Origin of the sequence: Streptomyces sp. NPDC127190, from assembly GCF_042672505.1 — a bacterium.
Classification (GTDB): Bacteria; Actinomycetota; Actinomycetes; order Streptomycetales; family Streptomycetaceae; genus Streptomyces.
In genome coordinates this window covers 27,035-48,002 of the sequence record NZ_JBHXVE010000023.1, presented here as the reverse complement: position 1 = coordinate 48,002, position 20,968 = coordinate 27,035, and the positions used below count along the sequence as shown (strand labels likewise).

Genomic DNA, 20,968 nt, shown 5'->3' with positions numbered 1-20,968 from the left:
GCAGGCGCTATACCCGCTCTCTCGTCCGGGACTCCAGCCTGGCGAGCAGCACCAGGCTCAGCAGGCCGATGAGGACGAGGGCGAGGACACCCGCGCGGAAGGCGGGCACATAGGAGTGGTCGCCGAGAGCCGAGCTGTAGGCGGCGCCGACCGCGGCCACGCCGAGGGCGCCCGCGAACTGGGAGGTCATCAGGATGCCGCCGGAGGCCGCCCCCACGTCCGCGGTGTCCACGCCCCGCAGGGCCAGGGAGAGCAGGGACGGCAGGACGAGGCCCTGCCCCATGCCGCACAGGACGAGGCCGGGCTCCAGCCAGAGCGCCCGGACGAGCGTGCCGCCGCCCATGGCGGCGCCGACCGGCAGATAGACCAGTCCCAGCAGGATGACCACGGTGCCGCCCAGCAGGGCCCTGCGGCCGAACCGGGGCACGAGCCTGCGGGCGGCCAGTGAGGCCAGGGCGAAGGCCGTGCCGAGCGGTACGAACGCCAGTCCCGCGGCCGGCGGGGACAGCCGCAGGCCGTTCTGGAGGTGGAAGGCGAGCACGAGGTAGAAGCCGGAGTTACCGGTGTAGAAGGCGAGCGCGGTGGGGACGCCGTTGGCGAAGCCGGGCAGTCTGAACAGCCGCAGCGGCAGCAGGGCCGAGCCGCTGTCGGCGGGGAACCGCGCCTCCCACCGCAGGAACAGGGCGAACACGGCGAGCGCGGCGGCGAGCACCGGCCCCACCCACAGCGGCCAGCCGTACTGGGCGCCGAAGACCAGCGGGCAGAGCAGCAGCGGCACCGCCAGCGAGATCAGCAGCACACCCACCGGATCGAATCCGGGGCGCCTGCCGGATTCCTCCCGGCCCGGCAGGGCGCGGGCGCCGATCAGCACCGCGGCGAGGCAGAACGGGATGTTGACGAGGAAGATCAGCCGCCAGCCGAGGCCGGCCACATCCGACGTGATCAGCACCCCGCCCAGCACCTGACCGGTGACGGAGCCGCAGCTCAGCGTCGCCCCGTAGAGTCCGAGCACCCGGGAGTGCTCGGCGGGCGGGAAGAGCACCTGGATCAGCGACAGCACCTGAGGGAGCATCAGCGCGGCGCTCAGACCCTGGAGCAGGCGGGCGGCGATCAGCTGGCCGGCCGAGCCCGCCACCGCGCACAGCACGGAGGTGGCGCCGAAGCCGGCCATGCCGTACAGGAACATCCGGCCGCGGCCCCACAGGTCGCCCAGGCGTCCGCCGGTGATCAGGCCGACCGCGAAGGCCACGATGTAACCGCTGATGACGAGCTGCACCTCGGCGAAGGTGGCGTGCAGCTGCTTCTCGATCGAGGGCGCGGCGATGTTCACGATGAACGTGTCGAGCATCGCCATGAACGGCGCCACCAGCAGCACCAGCAGCGCCACCGTGCGGTGCCGCCCCTGCCGGGTGTGGTCCGGCGTGGTGCGGGTGCTCGTCGTTCCGCGGACGTCGCTCATCGGACCTCCGCCCCGGCGAGCCTGTCGGTGACCTCGGCGGCGATGCGGGCCAGGCCCGCCCCGGACCAGATCGAGTGGTGGTCGCCGGGCACGGTGACGACCTCGGCCCCGTCGAGCACGCCGTCCCAGGTACGGCCCACCGGGGGTGACTCGGCGGCCTGCACGCACAGGGTCCGGCCCCGGTGGCCGGGGCGGGCGCGGTGCGTGTACAGGGCGTGGACGTGGGCGCGGAAGACGTCGTAGCGGCGGCGCAGCAGGGCCGGGGAGAGGTCGGCGAGCAGCGAGTCACCGGCGGTCGCCGCGGCGAGGAAGCGCTCCGGGGAGGACTCCTCGGGCAGGGCCGCGACCGTGGCGCGGACCGTGTCGGCGGGCACCCCGGCCTCGCTCAGCAGGTCGTGCACGAACCGGCGCAGCAGTTCCGGCTCGGCGGGCACCGGTGCGGGCACCGGGCAGGTGGAGTCGACGAGGACCAGCAGGGCCACGTCCGTCCCGGCCCGGTCGAGCCGGAGCGCCGTCTCGTGGGCCACCACTCCGCCGAACGACCAGCCGAGCAGGGCCAGTTGGCCCTCCGGGTGGCGTGCGTGCAGCAGTGCCGCGTACCGCTCGGCGAGTTCCGGGACGTCGGTGACGGGCGCGCTGTCGTTGTCGAAGCCGGGGGCCTCGAGGGCGAAGACGGGCCGGCCGGCGCCTAGGGCCCGCCCCAGCGGGACGTACGGGAACGGTGAACCGGAGACGGCGTGCACGCAGTACAGCGGCGGCAGCGCGCCGGTCTCGGCGAGGGTCAGCAGCAGGGCGTCGTCAGACATCACTGGCGCCTTCCTTCCGTGGGGCGCCGAGGAGCCGGGCCACCTCCGCGGTGACGTCCTCGACCGTGGGGTGGGCGTACAGGGTCCTGGTGCTCAGCTCGGCGCCCAGCTGCTTGTGGATCCGGCCGACCACCCGCATGGCCTGGAAGGAGGTGCCGCCCAGGTCGAAGAAGCCCTGGCCGGGGCGTATCTCGGCGCCGTCGAGCACCTCCGAGAAGATCCCGGCGACCCGGCTCTCCAGCTCGCTGCCCCACTGCCCGCCCTCGGCCCGGGCGGTGTCCGGCTCCGGGCCCGGCTCGGGCAGCCGGCGCCGGTCGACCTTGCCCGAGGAGGTGAGCGGCAGCTCGCCGAGCAGCACCCACGCCGAAGGGATCATGTAGGCGGGCACCGCCTCGACGAGCAGGCGGCGCAGCCGGGCGGTGTCCAGGGCCGCGGGCTCCGGGGTGCCCACATAGCCGACCAGCCGTTTCGCGCCGTCGGCGGAGGTGTGCAGGACGACGGCCGCGGTGGTCACGGCGGGATGGCGCAGCAGGGCCGACTCGATCTCGCCGGGCTCGATCCGCAGCCCGTTCAGCTTGACCTGGTGGTCGCGTCGCCCGTGGAACTCCAGGGCGTGTTCGGCGTTCCAGCTCACCAGGTCGCCGGTGCGGTACACCCGCTCGCCCGGTCCCCACACGTCCGGCACGAACCTCTCGTCGGTCAGCTCCGGTGCGCCGAGGTAGCCGCGGGCCAGCCCGGCGGGTCCGCCGACCAGCAGCTCGCCCGGGACGCCGCGGGGCACGAGGTTGCCCCAGCGGTCGACGACGTAGAGCAGGCGGTTGTGCTGGGGTCTGCCGATGGGCGGCACGGTCGTCCAGGTGCGCCCGGCGCAGACGTGGTGGGCGCAGGCGACGGCGGCCTCGGTCGGGCCGTACATGTTGACCATGGTCCGGCCCGGCAGGTTCCACTTGTTGACCAGTTCGGCGGCCAGCACGTCGCCGCCGGCCATGAGATGGCGCAGCCGGGGATACGGTTCCGGTTCGAGCAGGGCGAGCAGGGCGGGCATCAGGCCGGCGTAGGTGACCTCGCTCTCCCGCATCAGCGCCGCCAGCTCGCCGGGGGAGCGGGCGGTGTCGGCGGGGACCAGGACCAGCGTGGCGCCGACGGTGAGGGCGGTGAAGATCTCACCCTGTGCCATGTCGAAGGTGAGCGCGGAGAATTGCAGCAGCCGGTCCTCGGGGCCGAACGGGAAGACCTTGCGGTAGCCCTCCACGAAGCAGGTCAGCGCCGCGTGTTCGACGACCACGCCCTTGGGCTTGCCGGTCGAACCGGAGGTGTACAGCACATAGGCGGCGGAGTGTTCCGTGGCCCACTCCGGGAGCGGTCCGTCGGCGTCGGACTCGTCGTCGGCGGCCGGGCGGGGATCGTCCACGAGCAGCGTGACGCGGTCCGGGTCGGGCGGTGCGGCGTCGCGCAGCCGGTCGCGGGTGATCAGCACCCGGGCCCCGGCGTCGGCCAGCAGCAGGCCCAACCGGGCCCGCGGCTGAGCGGGGTCCAGGACCGCGAAGGCGCCCCCGGCCTTCAGCACCGCCAGCTCGGCGACCAGGGCGTCCAGGTCCTTCTCCAGCAGTACGGCCACCACGTCGCCGGCTCGCAGGCCCGCCCCGCGCAGCCGGCGCGCCAGCCGGTCCGCCCGGCGGTCCAGCTCGGCGTAGCCGATCTGCTCGTCCCCGCACACGGCGGCGACGGCATCGCCGCGCCGGGCCGCCGTCCTGGCGATCCGCACGTGCAACGGCTCGGCGGGCAGCGGGAGTTCGTCGCCCGTGCCGGCCCGCAGCAGTTCCTCCCGCTCGGCGCCGGTCAGCAGCGGTACGGCGGACCGCCGCAGCCCGGGGTCCTCGGCCACCGCCTCCAGCACGGCCGTCAGATGGCGGGCCAGCGCCTCGATCCGCCAGCCGTCGAAGAGCTCGGTCGAGTACTCCAGATCCAGGGTGATCCGGTCGCCGGCCTCGAAGAAGTTGACGGCGAGGTCGAACCTGGACTGCGGGATCCTCGGGGTGACGATCTCGATGTCCGCGTCCGGCAGCCCCGGCCCGGCCTGGGCGGCGGGGTCGGCCACCAGCTGGACGGAGACCTGGAACAGCGGGTTGCGGCCGGGCTCGCGCACCGGGCGCAGCCGCTCCACCACCCGCTCGAAGGGGACCCAGCCGAAGTCGTGCAGGTCGATGGTCTGGTCGAGCACCCGGTCCAGAAGTTCCCCGAAGCTGGGGTCGTCGGACAGGTCGGTCCGGAACACGACCATGTTGACGAAGTGCCCGACGACGCCCTCGGCTTCCGGGTCGCCCCGCTCGCCGAGCGGCACGCCCAGCGGGATGTCGTCCTCGCCGGTGTAGCGGCTGACCAGCACGTTGACGGCGGCGGCGAGGACGACGAACAGCGAGACGCGGCGGCTGCGGGCGAGCTGCCGCAGCCGGGAGACGAGTGCGGGCGGCAGCACCTGGCGGACGTGGTCGCCGCTGGTGGAGGGGGCGGAGCCGCGCAGCCGGTCGGCGGGCAGTTCGGGCACGGGCAGCGCGGCGAGCCGGTTCTCCCAGAAGTCGAGCCCCGCGGCGAGTTCGCCGGCCTCGTCGACCTCCTCGCGGCGCCGGCGCACCCAGGCGCTCCAGGACGGAGCCGGCTCCTCGGCGGCGGAGCCGTCACGGTAGAAGGCCAGCAGATCGGAGACGACGAGGCCCAGGGAGGTGCCGTCCACGACGATGTGGTGGAAGACCAGGGACAGCACATGGTCGTGCGGGCCGAGCCGCAGCAGCAGGAAGCGGTGCAGGGGGCCCGCGCGCAGCGAGAAGGGCCGGGCGGCCTCCGCCGCGAGCAAGTGGTCCAGCTCGCCGGCGCCGGCGTCCTTCTCCTCCCAGTGCGCGGGTGCGGGCGGGGCGAGGAGCTGGACGGGGCCGCCGTCGGTCTCCGGGAAGGAGACGCGCAGCGCCTCGTGCCGTGCGACGACCCGGTCGGCCGCGGCCCGCAGCCGGGCGGGGTCCAGCGGGCCGCGCACCCGCAGGGCCAACGGGACGTTGTAGACGGGCTGGTGGGGGTGGAGCCGGTCGAGGAACCAGAGCTGTTCCTGACCGTGGGTGAGCGGAAGCCGCTGCACCTGGGCATTACCGACGTCGTTCGGCGTCTTCATCGTCCCCTGTTCTCGCTCTCGCTCTCGTTCACGGTCTCGGTGCCGCTCCGGCTCAGGTCGACGGTGTCATGTCGCCCGCGAACATGAAATCCACCATCAGGCCGACCTGGGCGGCCAGCATCCGGCCGCCGTCGACGGTGGCGCAGCCCGCCGCGGCGGCCGCCGCGAGCAGCGCCGTCGGCCGGGGCGCGATGACCGCGTCGGCGACGACCTCGGCCCCGGTGAGCACGCCGGGCGCCACCGGCGGGCCGTCCTCGGGCCGCATGCCGACGGCGCTGGCGTTGACGACGAGGGCGTAACCGTCGCCCGGTGCCGTCACCGCGGTGACGCGGACGCCCGGGACGGCGGCCGCGACCCGGTCGGCGAGGGCGTCGGCCCGGGCCGCGGTCCGGTTGGTGATGTCCAGCTCCGCCACGCCGTGGTCGGCCAGGGCGAGGGCGATCCCGGAGGCCGCCCCGCCGGCCCCCACGAGGAGCACGCGGGCGTCCTTGACGGTGCCGCCCGCGTCCTGGATCGCTCGCACCATGGCCTCGCCGTCGAGCATGTCGCCGGTGAGGGAGCCGTCCTCCTCGCGCCGGATCACGTTGCAGGCGGCGGTGCGGGCCACCCGCTCGCCGGCCGTCGTCAGCAGGGGGACGACGGCGTGCTTGTGCGGCATGGTGACCACGGCGCCGCGGAACGTGTCGGTGACGCGCAGCGCGGCGGCGACCGTGGCGAGGTCGTCGGCGGCCACCCGCAGGGGCATCAGACGGGCCTCCAGGCCCCGCCGTTCCAGCTCCGCGTTGACCAGCTCCGGGGAGCGGGCCTGGACGACCGGGTCGCCCAGCAGCAGGGTCAGCGCGGTGCGCCCGGTGATCGGGGGGAAGCCGGCCGGCATCACGCACCCGCCAGGGCCGTGGCCGGCACGGTGTCCACCGCACCGGCCGGGAGCAGCCGGGTGAGGTTGCCGGAGAGGATCAGCTGCTGTTCGCGCCGTTTGACGCCCGCGAACACGGTGGGCCCGTGCACGATCTTCTCCACCAGCCGGGTCAGGCCGTTGGTCATGCGGTTCAGCGGCCAGTCCGTACCGAAGACGATCTTGTGGTTGATGCCCAGCCGGAACAGATGGTTCAGATGTGCCTCCCAGCCGTGCGGGAAGGCCGTGCCCGCGAAGCCGCCGATGTCCAGGTAGACGTTGCGGCGGTACGACGCGAGGTACCCGGTGACGTCCAGGTGCACCAGCCCGCCGTGGCCGAGGATGAAGTTGACGCCCGGGAAGGAGCGGGCCGCGCGGTCGATCTGGAGCGGGTGCGCCGGCTCGTAGGCGAAGCTGCCCGCGGTGGGGCCGGTGTGCACGAAGACCGGCAGGCCGCGCTCGGCACAGATCTCGTAGTACGGGAAGAGCCGTTCGTCGGACGGCGAGTAGCCGCACGGCGGATAGAGCTTGATGCCCTCGAACCCGTACTCGCTCACATGCCGTTCGAAGTCCCGCAGCCCCTCCTCTCCGCGCCGGGGGTCCACGCCGATGAACACCCAGAAGCGTCCGGGGTGCCGCTGCCGGATCTCGTGGTGGCGGGCGGCCATCTCGTCGAGGGACAGCCGCATCGGGTGCAGCAGCCCGAAGTCCGGCACCAGCAGGACCGTGCGGGCGACACCCGCACGGTCCATCTCCTGGACCAGCTCGTCCGCCATGTCGTCCCGGTGCTGGGCCTGAAGGGCCGTCAGCGCCCGTCCGGCGCGGGCCGGAATGCCCTCGGCGGTGTGCCGTCGCTCGATGTTGGCCGCGACGTCGGCCACGAAGCGTTCCGGGATGAAGTCCGCGGACGCCACATGGCAGTGCGCGTCGAAGATGACGGGCAGGTCGGTCGAACTGGTCACGGTTCTCCACTTCCGTTCGTTCGGACTCAGGCGTCGGTGGCGGCCGCCGTGGGGAAGCAGTAGGCCAGCAGGCCCCGGAGCGAGAACGCGCCGGCCTCCTCCGCGTGCTCGTAGTCGAACTCGATGTCCGTCTCGTCCTCCAGGTAGGCGATCAGCCCGGTGAAGCCCATCGAGTCCAGGACGCCCGCGGCGAACAGGTCGGTCTCCGCGTCGAGTTCGCCCTCGTACTCGCCCTCGTTCCACTCGACGACCCAGTCGAGCAGCTTCTGCTCCAGGGCCGCAAGGTCGACCGCCATCACTGTGCTCCCATCCGCCCGGCCGGCAGCCGGTCTCCTGTCAGGAGGCGCTCGATGGTGCCCCCCATGATCATCTTTCGCTGTGAACGCTTGATGCCCGCGAACACCGTGGAGCCTTCCCGGAACTCGCCGACCACCTGGGCCAGCGTCGCGGAGAGCCGGAAGGCCGGCCAGCTGGAACCGAACACGATCTTGTGGTTCAGGCCCAGCTTGAACACCCGGTTGAGGTGGTGCTGCCAGCCGTCCGGATCCAGTACCGACACGAAGCCGCTGACGTCCACGTACATGTTCGGCCGGTAGCCGCACAGGTACATGGCCTCCTCGACGTGCGTCACCGCTCCGTGCCCCATGATGAAGTTGACGCCCGGGAAGTCCCGGGAGGCCTGGTCCAGCAGCAGGGGCTGGCCGTAGGTGAAGTCCAGGGCCTGCCAGCCGGGCCCGGTGTGGCTGAGCACCGGCAGCCCGCGCGCCGCACAGATCTCGTAGTACGGGTACAGCCGCCGGTCGCTGGGCGAGTAGCCGGCCAGCGGATACAGCTTCATCCCCTGGAAGCCCAGTTCGTCCACGCAGCGCTCGAAGAGGGCCACCCCCTCGTCGCCGGCGCGCGGGTCGACACCCCACAGGACCCGGAACCGGCCGGGGTGCCGGCGCAGGATGCCGGCGTGCAGCTCGGCCAGCTCGACCGGGGTCAGCTTGGCGTCGGCGACATGGGTGAAGTCCGGGACGATCAGCACCGACTCGTCGACTCCGGCGGCGTCCATCTCCTTCACCAGCCGGTCGGCGTCATGGTCCTGGTACTGGGCGTGGACCCGCTCGTAGATCCGGTCGCGCTTGACCGGCTGGCCCATCGTGGAGAGCCGGTGGTAGGCGTTCTCCGCCTGCTCCTTGATGTACTCGGGCGGGATCGCGAGGTCGCTGCCCAGGTTGACATGGGCGTCGATGATACGGATCCGCTCCGGGCCGGCTGCGCTGGTCACGCGCGTTCCCCCTTGTTCTCGCGACGGGCCGACAACTCGGCGAAGTACTCCTCGACGGCTGCCCGGCGCAGCTTCATGTTCTTGGTCTGGAACCGCGGGTCGGAGTGCAGCGGGTGGTCGACGAAGACCAGGCTGCCCAGCCGGCGGTGCTGCTCGATGGTGCCGTTGACCTTCTCGATCGCGGCGCGGGCCGCGGCCTCGGTCTCGGCCGTGACCGGGCCGGCCAGGCTCACCACCGCGCCCAGCCGGCCGGAGGTGCCGGAGGAGACCACGACGAGTTCCGCGACCCCCTCGGCACCGGCGAACAGGGCCTCGATCTCCGCGGGGTTGACCTTGCGTCCGCTGCCGAGCGTGATGACGTCCTTGCGGCGGCCGCGCAGCGTGAGGAAGCCGTCCTCGTCCAGCGTGCCGAAGTCGCCGGTGAGGATGGATCCGTCGGGCAGGAAGGTCGGTTCGGCCGCGGGGTCCACCTGGAAGTAGCCGAGGCTGAGCGGGGCCGGCCGGGTGATGACCAGCTCCCCGTCCTCGGTGAAGGTGACGGCGCTCGGGTCGATCAGTTTGCCGACGGTGCCGGCGCGGCGGGCCTTCTCGGTGTTCCAGGCGATCATGCCGCACTCGGTCATGCCGTACGCCTCCAGCAGGCTCAGCCCGGCCGCCGCGTAGGCGTCCAGGGTCGAGGTGCGGATCGGCGCCATCCCGGTGATCATGAAGCGGATCCGGCCGCCGAGGAAGGCGTCCAGGGACTGGCCCTTGCCCGCCTTGCGGTGCAGCTGGAGCGTGGAGTCGTAGAACACCGGGGGCGCGATCAGGAAGGTCGGCCGCTCGCTCTGCAAGGCGGCGAAGACCCGTTGGAACGGCGCCAGGGCCACGTCGGCACCGGCCCACAGACAGCAGTAGACGGACAGGCGCTGCTGGTAGTTGGAGAGCGGCAGGAAGATCAGATGCCGGTCCTCGGCGCTGACGCCGAAGGCCTCCAGGAAGCGGTTGATCACATACTCGGTGCCGCTGCGGGAGATCCTGAGCCCCTTCAGGGATCCGGAGGTACCCGAGGAGAACACCAGGCTGTGCAGGTTCGGCAGGTCCTGGACGGGGGCGTCCAGCGGCAGCCGGCGCCCGGCGAGACGGTCGCCGGGGGAGAGCACCGGGCCGTCCGCCGACGGCTCCTGCCCGTCGTGCTCGGCGACCAGCGCGACCAGCCCGGCCTCGGCCAGGAACGCCTCGACGTCGTCGGGCGGCGGTGTGCCGTCGGGCAGCGCGTACAGATGCGCGCCGACTTCCAGCGTCGCCAGGTCCCAGACCAGCCATTCGAGGCTGTTGCGGGCATTGATGCCGATCAGCTGGCCGGACCTGACCCCGGCCGTCCGCAGGTCGTCGATCCGCTCCCGCACCAGCTCGGCCAGCCGTGCGTGGCTGATCTCCCGGCGGGTGCCGCTGATGGATATGTCCACCACCGTCGCCGTGTCGTTGCCCGTGTAGTGGTCGAGCAGACCCTGCAACCGCATCTCTTCGCTCACTGGTGCCTTCCTCTCGGTGGGCCTCACTCGGCCAGGTGCTTTCGGATCTCGTCGGCGAGCTGTTCGACCCTGGTCGCGACGAACCAGCTGATGCCTCCGGCGAGCAGGGCCTCGTAGCCCCCGGTGCCGGCGTCCCACTCGATGTCGATGTCGACGCGGCAGGCGGTCCCGCCCGACGGCACGACGGTGAAGCCGCGGCGCAGGGAGGTCCACATCCAGCAGTCGCCCGCGCTCAGGACCGGCCCGTCGGGGCCCGCCGCGTAGTGGTCCTCCCAGACCACGGGGTCCTCGCCGAGGGTGCCGGCGAACTCCGGTTCCACCGGCGGGCAGTCCTCCTGCTCGGGGTGGAGGCTGAACGGGTCCAGCGACCTGGGCCGCCGGCCGAGCAGTTCGCGCACCGCCGGTGCGGGGTAGGGCAGCTCCACGCTCAGCCGTTGCGGCGACATGGCGTCCACGCCCGTGGCGCCGCCGCCGGCCTGGTACGCCTCGACCTCCGCGAGCACCTCCTCCAGCACGTCCAGGCCCCGGTCGAGTTCGGCCTCGCCGATCACCATCGGCGGCTGCACCCGCAGCACGCTGTTGTTGTACAGCGAGTACGTCGAGGTCACCTGGTGCCTGATCAGCAGCCGGAGCACCAGGCCGCCGAGCGCCTCGTCGTGGAACTCCAGGCCGTGCATCATGCCGAGGCCCCGGTGGGCGCGCACCAGCTTGGGGAAACGGGCGGGAAGCTCCGTCAGCCGCCGCTGGATCTGCTCCGCACGGGCGTTCACCCGGGCCAGGAACTCCGGTTCCGAGGCGAGCTCGACGGCCGCGAGACCGACCGAGCAGGACAGCGGGTTGCCGCCCAGGCTGGAGCCGAAGGTGGACGGGGTGCGCTTCAGCGAGGTCCAGACCTCCGCGGTGCCCAGCACGGCCGAGATCGGCAGCAGGCCGCCGCCGAAGGCCTTGCCGATGCACACCAGGTCGGGGAGGACGCCGAACTGCTGGTGGGCGAAGAAGGTGCCGCAGCGCCCGAAGGCCGTCTGCATCTCGTCCAGGATCAGCAGCGCGCCGCGCTCGGTGCAGATGCGGCGCACCTCGCGCAGATAGTCCTCGGAGGGCACGATGACACCGCCCTCCGCCTGCACCGGCTCCAGCAGCACGGCGGCGGTGTTCTCGTCCACGGCCGCCTCCATCGCGGCGATGTCACCGAACGGCACCTGACGGAACTCGCTCATCAGCGGCCGGTAGACCGCCTCGTGCTCGGGCCGGCGGGAGGCGCTCAGGGTGGCGATCGTCTTGCCGTGGAAGCAGTCGACGGCGGTGACGAAGTACGGCCTGCCGGTGGCCGCGCGGGCCAGCTTCAGGGCGTTGTCGATGCTTTCGCCGCCGCCGTTGGCCAGGTAGGAGTAGCGCAGATGCCCGTCGGAGAGCCGCGCGAGGCGCTCCGAGAGACGGATCTGCACCTCCTCGAAGAGGATCTTCGTGCTGTTGAGGTTGGCGGTGTCCAGACGGTCCCGCAGGGCCTGCACCAGCCGTTCGTGCGAGTAGCCGAAGGACTGGTTGCCGTACTGGTCGAACAGGGCCAGGAAGGGCCGGCCGGTCTCGTCGTAGACATGGCATCCCTCCCCACGGCCCTGCACGCCGCAGCCCATGGTGAAGGCCATCTTGGCGTAGGTGGGGTGGTTGTACGCCGCTTTCGTCTCGGCCAGGGTCTGGCGTTGTGTACGCACGTCCGCTGCCTTCTCGTCAGTGGGAGCCGGAGGCCAGGACCGGGTCCTCCGTCTGTGCCGCGTGGGCTCGGCGCTGCTCGGCGTAGTCGCCGAAGAAGTACTCCAGCAACTGGCGTTCCTTGCCGTCGCTGTGGGCGATCCGTTCCGCGGCGCCGGCGAAGTCGAGGCCGCCGACCAGGCTGAGCGGTGCGCCGGCGAACCGCTCGTCGGGGTAGGGCTCGCACAGCGCGACGAAGCCGAGGGACTGGTAGAAGCCGCGCAGCGCGCCGGTGTCGTCCACGAAGAAGTCGCCGACCAGCCGGGTGGCGCCGCACCGGATGCCGTGCAGCAGGCCCGCGCGCATCAGGCCCATGCCGAGCATCCGGTGCCGGACGTCGGGCCGGGTCATCAGATGGCCCAGCTCCACCACCGTGTGCCCGTCCTTGAACTCGGTCAGGTCCGCCACGTCCTCGCAGGGCAGCCCCAGCTCCGAGTCGCGTACGACCTTGATGCAGCCGACCGCTTCGCCGTCCAGCCGGGCGAGGATGTAGTCGGCGTACGCGTCGAACCGGTCGAAGGTCCCGGCCATGTCGCCCGCGTCGTCGAGCCGGCCCTGGTCCTGGACGTACACCTGGTCCCGCAGCCGCATCACGGCTTCCTTGTCCGCGGTGCTCGTCGCGAGCGCGTAGGTGGTCTCGTCGGTCATCGCTCGGCCTTCCCTTCGCCGCGGACCAGCCAGCGGAAGAAGTCCCGGTAGCTGCGGTGGTGGTAGCGGGCCTGGGGGACTACGTCCCGGTGCATCTCGGACAGCTTGTGGAAGGGCAGGGTGGGCAGCAGGTGGTGCTCGACGTGGAAGTTGTTGGTGTTGGTCAGCCACGCCATGAAGCGGTTGGAGGTGATGGTGCGGGTGTTCTGGAACACGTCCGGGGTGTCGGTGTCGCAGCGGAAGTGCTCGGGCAGTTCGATCAGCGCGTGCGCCGGCAGCCCGACCAGCGCCATCGGCAGCAGCCAGGCCCAGACCACGGCCCAGGAGTGGGTGAGCGCGCACACCGCGACCGACGCCGCCAGCGTGCCGAGGATGATCAGGTGGTCGCGCCGGATGCGGCGCTGGGTCAGCGGGCTCTCCTCGCCGATGTCGCGGCCGGTCAGGACCCGTCCGCTGGTCAGCAGGAACTGCTTGTAGTGGGCGATCATCGACAGGCGGTACAGCCACAGCCCGGTCGTGCGCACGAGGGTGCTCTTCTCGCTGCCGTACTGGTCCCCGTAGTCGAAGAACTCCTGGTTCTCCGGGGTTCCGAGGTCGCGGTGGTGCCGCAGATGCGAGACCTGGTAGGCGGCGAAGGACACCAGCGTCGGCAGGCCCAGGATCACACCGGCGATGACGTTGAGGCGCCGGCCGCGGAAGGCGATGCTGTGCAGGGTCTCGTGCTGGAGTTCCAGCATGTGCGCGAACATGAGCCCGACGACGACCGTGCCGAGCGCCCGGGCCCACAGGGCCGGGGTCAGGGTGAGCCAGATGCCGCCGGCCAGCAGGACGGCGACCAGGGCGAGCTTGGCCGCGAAGATCCGGCCGTCTATCTCCCGGCGCAGGTGTTTGTACTTGGCGAGTAACTCCGGTGTTTCCCGATACTGTTCCGTGCTTTCGAGCATGCCTTCTCCCAAGGGGGCGGCGTGGTTGCCGGCCCCTGTGTCAGCGATTGCGGGCGCAGGTCAGGGGGTGGAGACCCGGCGGGCGAGGCCGGCCACGGTCGGGGCGTCGAACAGTTCACGCATGGTGGGCCTGACGCCGAACGCGGCGCGTACCCTGCCGAGCAGGCGCGCGGCGGACAGCGAGTCGCCGCCGAGCTCGAAGAAGTCGGCGTCGGCGTCCGGCGCGGGCACGCCCAGGACGTCGGCGAACAGGTCGGCGACACGCTGTTCGGCGGAGGTCAGCGGGGCACCCGAGCTTGTGGCACGGGCCACCGCCGGTGCGGGCAGGGCGGCGCGGTCGATCTTTCCGCTCGGGGTGAGCGGCAGCGTGTCGACCACGGTGACGAGCGGCACCAGATGGCCCGGCACCTGCTCGGCGAGGCGGGCGCGCAGCGCGGCGGGGTCGAGGGTGGCGCCGTCGGCCGGCACCACGTATCCGGCCAGCCGGCGCTCGCCCGGCCGGTCCTCCCGGACCATCGCGGCCGCCCGGGCGACGCCCGGCAGCCGCAGCAGAAGCGTTTCCACCTCGCCCAGCTCGATCCGGAAGCCGCGCACCTTGACCTGGTCGTCGTTGCGGTTGAGGAACACCAGGTTGCCGTCCGGGGTCCAGCGGACCAGGTCCCCGGTTCGGTACATACGGCTGCCGGGCGGACCGAAGGGGTCCGGTACGAACCGGTCGGCGGTCAGCTCCGGGCGGCCGAGATAGCCGAGGGCCAGTCCGACGCCCGCGATGTACAGCTCACCGGGCACGCCGGCCGGGACCAGGCGCCGTCCCGCGTCCAGCACATAGACCCGGAAGCCCGGTACCGGCCTGCCGATCGGCGGTGCCGGCGCGTCCGCCAGGGTGAGTTCGTCGCTGACGGTCGCGTAGACGCTCGCCTCGGTCGGTCCGTAGGCGTCGATGAGTCGGCGCTCGCCGGTCCAGTCCTGCACCACCTGGGGTGTACAGGCCTCGCCGGCCACCACGAACGTCACCGATGCGGGGACCTGCGCGGGGTCGAGCACCTGGAGCACCGAGGGCGGCAGCATCACATGGGTCACGGCGGACTCGGTGAGCAGCCGCTCCAGTTCGGGGCCGGGTTGCAGGCGCGGCTTGTCGGCCACCACCAGCGTCCCGCCCGTCAGCAGGGTCATCCACACGTCGGCGACCGACATGTCGAAGCTCGGTGACACGAACTGGAGCAGCCGGGTGTCCGCTCCCAGGCCGAAGCACTCGGTGGCCAGGTTGCGCAGGTTCGCGGCGCCGCGCTGCGGGACGACCACACCCTTGGGCGAACCCGTCGAGCCGGAGGTGTAGATGACGTACGCGGGGTCCTCCGGGTCGAGCGGTCGGATGCGGTCCGCCTGGCCGAGGGGCGCGTCGGACAGCCGGGCGAGCCGGCCCTGCACGCTCGGGTCGTCCAGGTTCACCCGGATCGCGTCCAGCGCCTCCATCGCCTGGTGGGTGCTCGCGTCGACCAGCAGCAGTACCGGGCGGGCGTCGGCGGCCATGTAGGCCAGCCGCGGTGCCGGATAGCCCGGGTCGAGCGGCAGGTAGGCGGCGCCCGCCTTGAGGACCGCCGCCATGGCGGCCACCAGCCGGATCGAGCGGGGCAGTCCGAGGGCCACCACATCGCCGGGTCCGACCCCGCGGGCGGCCAGCAGCCGGGCGATCCGGTTGGTCTGCGCGTCGAGTTCGGCGTACGTCACGGACGTGGTGCCGTCCTCGACCGCGACGGCGTGGGGGGTCGCGGCGGCCTGCACGTGGAAGAGGTCGGGGACCAGGTGGTGCGGGCCGCCGGCATCCGCCGCGGTGCCCCAGTCGAGCAGCAGCGCCCGTTCCTTGGCGCCGACCAGGTCCGGCCGGGACACCGGGGTGTCCGGTCCGATCTCCAGGATCTGGTCCAGGAAGTCGAGCAGGCGCCTGAGGTGGTCCTGTGCCTCCTGCTCGGTGTAGAGCCGCGGATTGGCGTCGACGATCAGCTCCACCTCGTCGGCGGACGACTGCCGGAAGGTGACACTGATGTCGTCCACGCCCACACCCTGCACGCTGCGCCGCAGGGCCGTGCAGGGCCCGAACGCGAGGTCCGACTCGAAGCCCAGCACGTTCACCACCGGCCCGGAGATCTGCCGGCCCCGCCCGACCAGGCCGAGGTCGCGCAGCAGCTCCTCCGCGCGGTACCGCCCGTGCAGCGTGATCTGCCGGATCTCGGAGCGCACCCGCCGGGCCAGCTCCGACCAGCTGTCCGCGGGGTCACACGTCACCCGCAGCGGAAGGATGTTGGCGGTCATGCCGGGCACGGTGCGGCCCGCCTTGCTGGTGCGGCCCGAGATCGGCATGCCGAGGGTCACATCGGTGCGGTCGGTGAGCCGGGCGACGTACACCGTCGTGGCGGTGATGGCCAGCTCCGACCAGGCCACGCCGAGGCGTTCGGCGGTGGCGAGGAGCCCTGCCACGCGCGCCGGGCCGAGGTCGGTCTTCACGCGCTGTGTCCCGCGCGGGCCGGGTGACGGCCGCGGGGAGAGCGTCGGCGGCTCCGGCGCCCCGGCGAGCCGGGCGAGCCAGAAGTCGCGGTCGCGGTCACGGCGCGTGGAGGAGCGGTAGGCGCTGTCCTCCTGCTGGAGGATCTCCATCGGGGCGAGCGGCGCGGACCGGGACTGCGGGACGCCGCCGGCGAGTTCGGTGTAGATCTCGGCAAGCCGGCGGCCCACGAGGTCCAGGCTCCAGCCGTCCAGCACGATGTGGTGGCCGCGGCGGTAGTAGAGCAGGTGGTCGTCGGCGAGCAGGAACAGGGCGGCGGAGAACAGCGGGCCGGCCACCAGGTCCGTCCGCCGCCCCATGTCGGCTTCCATCCAGGCGAGCGCGGCGGCGCGGGAGTCGGAGCGGTCCCGCAGGTCGACTCGTGTCAACGGCCAGCATGGTTCGTCGCCGAGGAGCTGCACGGGGCCGTCCTCGCCCTCGGCGAAGGTCACCCGGCAGGCCTCGACCTCCGCGCTGAGCCGGTGGTGCGCGAGCGTCAGCGTCTCGGCGCTCACCGGGCCCTTGATCTCGAGGTAGTCACCGACATTGAAGGTGGATCCGTCCGGGTCTGCTGCTTCTCCGGCGAACCAGACCCCGAGCTGGGCTGCGGTGAGGGGTCGGCTCGGTTTTTCGCCGGACTGGCGCATCACAGTGGGCCTCCAAGGAATTCCGGGCATTCCGACGGAGCCCTAGGGCCGCGGCAATGAGGCCTGTGGGCGGTGTGCAGGTGAAATGGCTGAGACGGCCAGAAATCTCTCAGCGAGCGGCGTTGCGACTCTGGTCCGGTGAGTCCGACCCCCTGGCTTCATCTTCACCGCAGGTCTCCCCGTGTCGCAACGATCTTGGGTGACCTGAACACGACATGACTGGAACCGGACAGCCATGCATTCCGGTCGCGTGACAGAACGCGGTTTTCTGCCACGTGCACAAGAGAGCCCGTTCCACCTGGCCGGACGCCGGCCGCGGGCGGGGGCCAGGCCGACCGGCCTGCGCCGCGCGGCCGCCTCGGGTCGTTCCTGGCCATGTACGATCAGTCCGCGCGGGCCCGCCCGACCACCCCAACACCCCGACGTGGCCGCCTACTTCATCGGCTCCGACGGGCTCGGCCCGGAACCTCATGCCCCCGGTAGCCCTGACCGTCCCACCCGGAGAATCACATGCGCACCCAAGCGGCTGTCTCGCACGGACCCGACACCGGTTTCACCATCGAGGACGTCGAGATCTCCGACCCCCGCCCCGACGAGATCCTCGTCCGCCTCACCGCGGTGGGCATCTGCCACACCGACCTGGCCATAAAGGCCCGGATGCCCGCAGGCGTTCCCGCGGTGTACGGCCATGAAGGCGCCGGCGTGGTGGAGGCGACCGGTGCCGATGTCACCGGTGTGAGAGCCGGAGACCACGTCGTCCTGAGCTACAACAGCTGCGGCGCCTGCGCCCGGTGCGCCGCCGGACGGCGCGCGTACTGCGAGCGGTTCATCGCCCTGAACAACGCCGGGCGCCGCGAGGACGGCAGCTCGGTCCTCAGCCGTCCGGGCGGCGACGTCTGGTCCTCGTTCTTCGGTCAGTCGAGCTTCGCCCGGCACGCGCTCGCCACGCGCGAGAACGTCGTCGTCGTTCCGCGGGACACCGACCTCGTGACTGCGGCGCCCATGGGGTGCGGCTTCCTGACCGGCGCGGGCTCGGTGGTCAACCTGCTGCGGCCCACTCCCGGCTCCAGCCTGGTGGTGTACGGCGTCGGCGGGGTGGGACTCGCGGCGGTCATGGCCGCCGCGGCCCTGGGCGCCGGCACCGTCATCGCCGTCGACCTCTCCAAGGAGCGGCGGACCCTCGCGACGGAAGTCGGTGCCACCCACGCCCTCGACGGCGCGAGCGAGGACCTTGTCGAGCAGATCATGGAGATTACCGCGGGAGGCGCGACCCACGGCCTCGACACCACCGCCGTCCCGGGTGTGATCCGCAACGCGGCTCTGGCCCTGGCCCCGCTGGGATCCCTGGTCGTCGTCGGCCTCGGGGCGGGGGACATCGGCCTCGACGTGATGGACCTCATCAGAGGAGGCAAGACGGTACGGGGCAGCATCGAGGGCGACGCGAACCCGCACGAGCTGGTGCCCCTCCTGCTCGACTGGCACGCGCAGGGCCGTTTCCCCGCCGACCGGGTCATCTCCACGTTCGCCTTTCAGGACATCGACGAGGCGGTCGCCCGCATGCGGACGGACGTCGTCAAACCCGTCCTCACGTTCTGACACGGACTATGCGTCGTGCCCCGGCGCAGGCTTCATAAACAAGGCAGCCTCGGGGAATGCGGGCCACATTGCAGGGCACACGGGCGGCAGGAGGTTGATACATATGGTTCCCCTGCTGCTGGTTCTTCTTCTCGCGCTGGTCCTTTTCGGTGCCGGCTTCGCCATCAAGGTTCTCTGGTGGGTCGCCGTCGCCGTCCTGGTGCTGTGGCTCCTCGGCTTCGTCATGCGCTCCACCAGCGCCGGCGGCGGCCGCGGCCGCTGGTACCGATGGTGATCCGACCACCCTGGACAGCGCGTTCGCAGGGCCCGGCCGCTTGGACGGCCGGGCCCTGCGCGCATGCCTGGTGACCCGCGTCGCGGCTATGCCACGCGGATACCGACGACACAGGTGTCGTCGTCCGTGTCCGACCTGCTGTAGGTCAGCAGCCGGTCGAGCTGCTGGTCGAGGCTCTTCGGCGCGGTACGGGCCGTGGTCAGCAGGTGGGTCAGGGACTCCTCCACGGACCGGTCCCGGCGCTCGATGAGCCCGTCGGTGTACATCAGCAGCATGTCCTCCGGCTCGACCGGCAGCTCGGCTTCCTCGTAGTCGGCTTCGGGCACCGCGCCGAGCAGCAGGCCCTGGACCAGTGGCAGCGGGGCCGCCTCCCGGCCGCGGACCAGCACGGGCGGGAGGTGGCCCGCCCGCGCCCAGCGCAGCACGCGCCGGTCCGGGTCGTACAGGGCACACACCGCGGTGGCGGTGACCCCTCCGGTCAAGTGGTGCGCCACGATGTTCAGCCAGGACAGCAGCTGACCCGGCCCGGCACCCGTCACGGCGAGGCCACGCAACGCGTTGCGCAGCACGACCATGCTGGTGGCGGCCTCGATGCCGTGGCCCGCGACATCACCCACGCACAGCAGCACCAGCCCGGACGGCAGCATCACGGCGTCGTACCAGTCGCCGCCCACCAGATGCTCGGTCTCCGCCGGCCGGTAGCGCACCGCGACCTCCAGACCGGGCACCGTCAGGGGCGCCTGCGCGGGAGGCATGATGGCGTGCTGCAACTGAAGGGTCAGACGGTTGCGTTCCGTCGCCTGCTGCTCGGTGTGGGCGAGCTGGTCCCGGGTCGCGGCGAGCGCCACCTCCGTCCAGTGCTGGGCGGAGATGTCCTGGTAGGCGCCCCGCACGACGGACAGCCGGCCGTCGGTGTCCAGGGCCGGCTCGGCGACCACCCGGATGTGCCGGGTCACACCGTCGGGGCGCTGGAGCCGGAAGGCCGCGGAGGCCGGCCGGCGCCGGTGCAGCAGCGTGCGCAGGAACCGGCCGAGGGCCACCGCGTCGTCCGGGTGCGCGTGCGCGGGCAGCTCCTCCAGCGGTACGGGCTTGCTCGCCGGGGACCGGCCGTAGAGGTGGAACAGCTGGTCGTTCCAGGTGATCTCGCCGGTGAGCAGGTTCTCCTCGAAGCCCCCGATACGGCCCAGGCGTTGGGCGTGCTGGAGCAGGCTCGCCAGCCGCGCCGTCTCGTCCTCGATACGCCAGATCAGCAGCACGCTGCTGCCGTGGCGGCTGATGCTGAGGTCCGCGACCACCGACAGCGGCACCTGGTCGACGAGCGCGGTCAGATGCATCCGGCGGCCGCGGAACGGCTCCCCGGTGGCGTAGACCCGCTCGACCCGCTGGAACAGCTCGCTCTTCCCGGCGGCCATGGGGAACGCCTCCAGCAACAGCGCTCCGCTGACCACCGCGCGCGGCCGGCCGGCCGGGTCCAGGAAACGGCTGTTGACGTGCTGGATGCGGAAGTCCACCAGCTGGCCGGAGTCGTCGAGGTGCGGCACCAGCACCAGAGCGGGGTCGTGGAGCCCGTCGGCCAGGTCCATGAGCTCGACGGCGTCCGGCAGGAGCCGTGGTTCCTGGCCGACGCCCTCGCGCAGTATGGATGTCTCCAACGTGTGCGCGCACAGCTCGGCCAGGGCTTCCACCTGCCGGACGATCTGCGGCGGCTGCGGCTCCAGCGGCCCCGGCCAGGCGATCTCCAGGACACCGTGGATGCGGCCCCCCGTGCCGGCGGGCACCGCGACCCGGCCGCCGTCCGGATACATGTGCCGGCCGATGGTGGGCAGCCCGATGCCGGCGAGCGACTCGAACCACTGACCGGTGCGCTCGGTCAGTCCCCGGCGCGCCACGGTCGCCACCTCCGGAGGAACGTAACGCCACCGGAGGGCCTCGGCGGGGGAGAAGCCGGCGCTTCCGCCGAGGGTGAGCGAGCCGTCCGCGCCCGCGCTCCACACGGCGACGGCGACCGCGCCGAGCGGGCGCAGGGCATGCTCCAGCAGAGCGTTGGCTACGTCCTGAGTGTCGTCCGCGGCCAGCGCGCCGCTCTCCGCCGCCCGCAGCCGCAGGGCGGTGTCCTGGCGCGCGGGCGTCTCGGCGGCCGTGCTCAGAAAGGCGTCCGCGATCTCCGACACCCGGTCGCGGGCGGCCTGGTTGATGACGTCCACCGCGAACTCCAGCGGCGTCACCTTGGCCTGCTCGGTCAGCTCCGCGAGCTGCCGGGCGGCCTGCGCCGGACCGCAGCCCAGCCGCTCGACCAGGATGCCCTTGGCCAGCTCGATCAGCGCCCGGCCCTCGGCCTCCGCATGCGCGGTACGGACCTCGTGGCGCAGCCGTTCCACCGTGGCGGCCAGCCTGCCGACGGGGGAGGTGGGGGAGACGCCCGTGAGGTCCGGCGGGTCGGCGCGCAGCTCGATGCCGTCCGACTCACGTTGCTGCTCGGGCGTGTTCACGATGTGCATGCTC

General features: G+C 72.2%; 15 protein-coding genes. 2 read left to right on the top strand and 13 right to left on the bottom strand.

The window, feature by feature from the left end:
• Positions 1 to 7: 7 nt before the first annotated feature.
• From ACFVIU_RS29325 to ACFVIU_RS29270, 12 genes are read right to left on the bottom strand one after another with little or no spacing between them, the layout of a single operon-like run.
• Positions 8 to 1,459: an MFS transporter gene (locus ACFVIU_RS29325; protein WP_385846181.1), complete on the bottom strand. Its 1,452-nt coding sequence runs from the start codon at positions 1,457 to 1,459 to the stop codon at positions 8 to 10.
• Positions 1,456 to 2,265, bottom strand: coding sequence for an alpha/beta fold hydrolase (locus ACFVIU_RS29320; RefSeq protein WP_385846180.1), 810 nt, complete (start codon positions 2,263 to 2,265; stop codon positions 1,456 to 1,458). The genes ACFVIU_RS29325 and ACFVIU_RS29320 overlap by 4 nt, the downstream gene beginning before the upstream one ends.
• Complete coding sequence (locus ACFVIU_RS29315) at positions 2,258 to 5,425, bottom strand: amino acid adenylation domain-containing protein (protein WP_385846178.1); 3,168 nt, start codon at positions 5,423 to 5,425, stop codon at positions 2,258 to 2,260. Before ACFVIU_RS29315 ends, ACFVIU_RS29320 begins: the two co-directional genes overlap by 8 nt.
• A 52-nt stretch (positions 5,426 to 5,477) precedes the next feature.
• Positions 5,478 to 6,302 carry a shikimate dehydrogenase family protein gene (locus tag ACFVIU_RS29310; RefSeq protein ID WP_385846177.1) on the bottom strand — a complete coding sequence of 275 codons (825 nt, stop codon included), beginning with the start codon at positions 6,300 to 6,302 and terminating at the stop codon, positions 5,478 to 5,480.
• Positions 6,302 to 7,282 (bottom strand): amidohydrolase family protein, encoded by a 981-nt coding sequence (locus ACFVIU_RS29305; RefSeq protein WP_385846176.1) that lies wholly within the window; start codon positions 7,280 to 7,282, stop codon positions 6,302 to 6,304. Before ACFVIU_RS29305 ends, ACFVIU_RS29310 begins: the two co-directional genes overlap by 1 nt.
• 26 nt (positions 7,283 to 7,308) lie before the next feature.
• Positions 7,309 to 7,578 (bottom strand): phosphopantetheine-binding protein, encoded by a 270-nt coding sequence (locus ACFVIU_RS29300; RefSeq protein WP_385846175.1) that lies wholly within the window; start codon positions 7,576 to 7,578, stop codon positions 7,309 to 7,311.
• Positions 7,578 to 8,555 carry an amidohydrolase family protein gene (locus tag ACFVIU_RS29295; RefSeq protein ID WP_385846174.1) on the bottom strand — a complete coding sequence of 326 codons (978 nt, stop codon included), beginning with the start codon at positions 8,553 to 8,555 and terminating at the stop codon, positions 7,578 to 7,580. Before ACFVIU_RS29295 ends, ACFVIU_RS29300 begins: the two co-directional genes overlap by 1 nt.
• A complete protein-coding gene (locus ACFVIU_RS29290; RefSeq protein ID WP_385846172.1) occupies positions 8,552 to 10,069 on the bottom strand; it encodes an AMP-binding protein in 1,518 nt (505 codons plus the stop codon). Before ACFVIU_RS29290 ends, ACFVIU_RS29295 begins: the two co-directional genes overlap by 4 nt.
• 23 nt (positions 10,070 to 10,092) lie before the next feature.
• Complete coding sequence (locus tag ACFVIU_RS29285) at positions 10,093 to 11,781, bottom strand: aspartate aminotransferase family protein (RefSeq protein WP_385846171.1); 1,689 nt, start codon at positions 11,779 to 11,781, stop codon at positions 10,093 to 10,095.
• 16 nt (positions 11,782 to 11,797) lie between these two features.
• Positions 11,798 to 12,466: a GNAT family N-acetyltransferase gene (locus ACFVIU_RS29280; RefSeq protein WP_385846170.1), complete on the bottom strand. Its 669-nt coding sequence runs from the start codon at positions 12,464 to 12,466 to the stop codon at positions 11,798 to 11,800.
• Positions 12,463 to 13,410 carry a fatty acid desaturase family protein gene (locus ACFVIU_RS29275; RefSeq protein WP_385846169.1) on the bottom strand — a complete coding sequence of 316 codons (948 nt, stop codon included), beginning with the start codon at positions 13,408 to 13,410 and terminating at the stop codon, positions 12,463 to 12,465. Before ACFVIU_RS29275 ends, ACFVIU_RS29280 begins: the two co-directional genes overlap by 4 nt.
• A 60-nt stretch (positions 13,411 to 13,470) precedes the next feature.
• On the bottom strand, positions 13,471 to 16,596 hold the full coding sequence (locus ACFVIU_RS29270) for an amino acid adenylation domain-containing protein (RefSeq protein WP_385846168.1): 3,126 nt from the start codon (positions 16,594 to 16,596) through the stop codon (positions 13,471 to 13,473).
• Between the two features lie 510 nt (positions 16,597 to 17,106).
• On the opposite strand from ACFVIU_RS29270, the gene ACFVIU_RS29265 reads away from it, so the two are divergent.
• Positions 17,107 to 18,192, top strand: coding sequence for an NAD(P)-dependent alcohol dehydrogenase (locus tag ACFVIU_RS29265; protein ID WP_385846167.1), 1,086 nt, complete (start codon positions 17,107 to 17,109; stop codon positions 18,190 to 18,192).
• Positions 18,193 to 18,295: 103 nt separating this feature from the next.
• Positions 18,296 to 18,466: a hydrophobic protein gene (locus ACFVIU_RS29260; protein WP_385846166.1), complete on the top strand. Its 171-nt coding sequence runs from the start codon at positions 18,296 to 18,298 to the stop codon at positions 18,464 to 18,466.
• 86 nt (positions 18,467 to 18,552) lie between these two features.
• On the opposite strand, the gene ACFVIU_RS29255 is transcribed toward ACFVIU_RS29260, so the two are convergent.
• Positions 18,553 to 20,964 (bottom strand): SpoIIE family protein phosphatase, encoded by a 2,412-nt coding sequence (locus ACFVIU_RS29255; RefSeq protein WP_385846165.1) that lies wholly within the window; start codon positions 20,962 to 20,964, stop codon positions 18,553 to 18,555.
• Positions 20,965 to 20,968: the final 4 nt, after the last annotated feature.

What these genes read in the sequence shown, in the direction of transcription:
- ACFVIU_RS29315 (WP_385846178.1), bottom strand. Translation starts at nt 5,425, where the DNA reads ATGAAGACGCCGAACGACGTCGGTAATGCCCAGGTGCAGCGGCTTCCG.
- ACFVIU_RS29270 (WP_385846168.1), bottom strand. Translation starts at nt 16,596, where the DNA reads ATGCGCCAGTCCGGCGAAAAACCGAGCCGACCCCTCACCGCAGCCCAG.
- ACFVIU_RS29310 (WP_385846177.1), bottom strand. Translation starts at nt 6,302, where the DNA reads ATGCCGGCCGGCTTCCCCCCGATCACCGGGCGCACCGCGCTGACCCTG.
- ACFVIU_RS29275 (WP_385846169.1), bottom strand. Translation starts at nt 13,410, where the DNA reads ATGCTCGAAAGCACGGAACAGTATCGGGAAACACCGGAGTTACTCGCC.
- ACFVIU_RS29320 (WP_385846180.1), bottom strand. Translation starts at nt 2,265, where the DNA reads ATGTCTGACGACGCCCTGCTGCTGACCCTCGCCGAGACCGGCGCGCTG.
- ACFVIU_RS29260 (WP_385846166.1), top strand. Translation starts at nt 18,296, where the DNA reads ATGGTTCCCCTGCTGCTGGTTCTTCTTCTCGCGCTGGTCCTTTTCGGT.
- ACFVIU_RS29265 (WP_385846167.1), top strand. Translation starts at nt 17,107, where the DNA reads ATGCGCACCCAAGCGGCTGTCTCGCACGGACCCGACACCGGTTTCACC.
- ACFVIU_RS29325 (WP_385846181.1), bottom strand. Translation starts at nt 1,459, where the DNA reads ATGAGCGACGTCCGCGGAACGACGAGCACCCGCACCACGCCGGACCAC.
- ACFVIU_RS29280 (WP_385846170.1), bottom strand. Translation starts at nt 12,466, where the DNA reads ATGACCGACGAGACCACCTACGCGCTCGCGACGAGCACCGCGGACAAG.
- ACFVIU_RS29300 (WP_385846175.1), bottom strand. Translation starts at nt 7,578, where the DNA reads ATGGCGGTCGACCTTGCGGCCCTGGAGCAGAAGCTGCTCGACTGGGTC.
- ACFVIU_RS29255 (WP_385846165.1), bottom strand. Translation starts at nt 20,964, where the DNA reads ATGCACATCGTGAACACGCCCGAGCAGCAACGTGAGTCGGACGGCATC.